Here is a 2082-nt window from a genome sequence, read left to right as displayed (position 1 = left end):
GTGTTCGGCGACCGGAGCGACCAGCCGGCGCGCGAAGGACCGCTCGCGCTCGGCGCCGTGGAGGTCTGGCAGTACGCCTTCCCGCTCTCGGCGTCCGGCGCCGCGCGGAGCCTCGCGGCGCGCGCCGGATCCATCAGCACCTTCGCCAGCGCCGCCAGCAGGTCCAGGTACCCGGCACCGCGTTCCTCGGCGGCTCCGTCCGACTGCCCGGAACCGGCCGCGATCGCCACGCACAACCGCACCAGCGCGCCGTCGCTCCAGCGCACGCCACCGGGGAATTGCAGCACCACCAGCGCAGTGCGGTGCACGTGCTCACCGGATCCCGCGGTGCCGTGCGGAATCGCCACTCCTTCGCCGATGTGCGTGGAGACCGACTTCTCCCGCTCGTGCATCGCGGCGACGTACGGTTCGTCGACCGCGCCCGCCTCCACCAGCGACCGGCCGCACTGCTGCACCGCCTCGAAGTGGTCGGCCGCGCACAACCCGAGCCGGACCGCGGCGGGCCGCGGCGGGTGGTGCTGCGCCGTCATCCGGAGCCGCCAAGGGGACCGCCGTCCCGCACCGCCTGCTCCACCCGGTCGAACACCGGGTCGCCGAGGAAGCTGCGAAAACCCATGATCACCGCCGAGCCGGTGTCCTCCCGGCGCGCCCGCTCCAGCATGGTCTCCTGGCACAGCACCAGATCCGCGTCGTCCGGGATGTGCGTGACCGAGGCCGCGGCCACCGACACGTCGTAGGGCTTGAGCCTGCCCGCGAGCTGGGCGGCGACCATGGCGCTGCTGCCCATCCCCGCGTCGCAGGCGACGATCACCTTGCGCACCTCGGCACCTTCGATCGTGCCCGTCCAGTGCTCCTCGGCAGCGCGCCGCGCGGACCCGGCCGGTTCCGCGACGCGGGAGGACTCCGGGTCCTGCCCGTCCGGTATCCGGGCGGGCCGCGACTTGCCGGTCAGCGCGAATCCGATCGCCCGCCACAGGCTCACGAGACCGCACCTCCTTCCGCGACCCCGGCCGCGGGCTCCCGGCGCAGTTTGAGCAGCAGCGCGGCGACCGCGAACGACACCACCGCGGAAGCCGCGATACCGGCGATCACGCCGGGGAAACCGCCCTTCGGCGTCACCGCCAGCACCGCCACGACGCTGCCCGGCGACGGCGTGGCGACGACGCCGGCACCGGTCACGCTGAACACGAACACCCCGGCGGCGGAACCGGCGACGGTGGCCAGCAGCAACCGCGGTGCGGCCAGCACGTACGGGAAGTAGATCTCGTGGATGCCGCCGAGGAACTGGATGACCATCGCGCCCGGCGCGCTGGAACGCATCGCGGGCGCCCCGAACAGCGCGACCGCCAGCAGCAGCCCCAAACCGGGCCCCGGGTTGGGTTCGACGAGGAACTCGATGGCCTTGCCGGTGCTCATCGACTCCGAGACGCCGAGCGGCCCGAGCACCCCGTGGTTGACGGCGTTGTTCAGGAACAGCACCTTGGCCGGCTCCACGAACACCGACACCAGCGGCAGCAGGTGCATCCCGATCAGCAGCCGCACCCCCTGGCCGATGGTGACCGTGGCGCTTTCGATGACCGGGACGATCGCCAGCATTCCCAGGATCGCCAGCACACCACCGATGATCCCGGCGGAGAAGTTGTCCACCAGCATCTTGAAGCCGGGCGCGACGTGCTTGCCGACCCGCTCGTCGAACTGCTTGAGCACCCAGCCCGCCAGCGGTCCGACGATCATCGCGCCGAGGAACATCGGGATGTCCGCGCCGGTCGCGATGCCTGCGGTGGCCACCGCGCCGACCACCGCTCCGCGCCTGCCGTGCACCTGGCTGCCGCCGGTGTAGCCGATCAGCAGCGGCAGCAGCAGCTTGATCATCGGCTCGTTGAGCTGCGCGAGGTAGGGGTTCGGCAGCCAGCCGGCCGGCGTGAACAGCGCGCTGCACAGTCCCCAGGCGATGAAGGCGCCGATGTTGGGCAGCACCATGCCCGCCAGCCGCCCGCCGACGCGCAGCACCGCCGCGCGGGCTCATCGGGCCGGTGCGCCCGGGTCCAGCGGGGCCGGACCCGACATGGTCGTCACGTCCCG

General features: G+C 72.7%; 3 protein-coding genes. All 3 read right to left on the bottom strand.

The window, feature by feature from the left end:
• Positions 1-530: PTS sugar transporter subunit IIA (locus IJH84_RS17800; protein WP_295146471.1), on the bottom strand; the 530-nt coding region annotated here is incomplete at its 3' end.
• Complete coding sequence (locus IJH84_RS17795; RefSeq protein WP_295146469.1) at positions 527-982, bottom strand: hypothetical protein; 456 nt, start codon at positions 980-982, stop codon at positions 527-529. The genes IJH84_RS17795 and IJH84_RS17800, both read right to left, overlap by 4 nt.
• A complete protein-coding gene (locus tag IJH84_RS17790) occupies positions 979-2010 on the bottom strand; it encodes a PTS transporter subunit EIIC (protein WP_295146466.1) in 1032 nt (343 codons plus the stop codon). Before IJH84_RS17790 ends, IJH84_RS17795 begins: the two co-directional genes overlap by 4 nt.
• Positions 2011-2082 lie beyond the last annotated feature (72 nt).

This window comes from Saccharopolyspora sp. (assembly GCF_017434145.1).
Classification (GTDB): domain Bacteria; phylum Actinomycetota; class Actinomycetes; order Mycobacteriales; family Pseudonocardiaceae; genus Saccharopolyspora_C; species Saccharopolyspora_C galaxeae.
The sequence above is the reverse complement of the archived record's forward strand: the minus strand, read 5'-3'. Positions and strand labels throughout refer to the sequence as shown.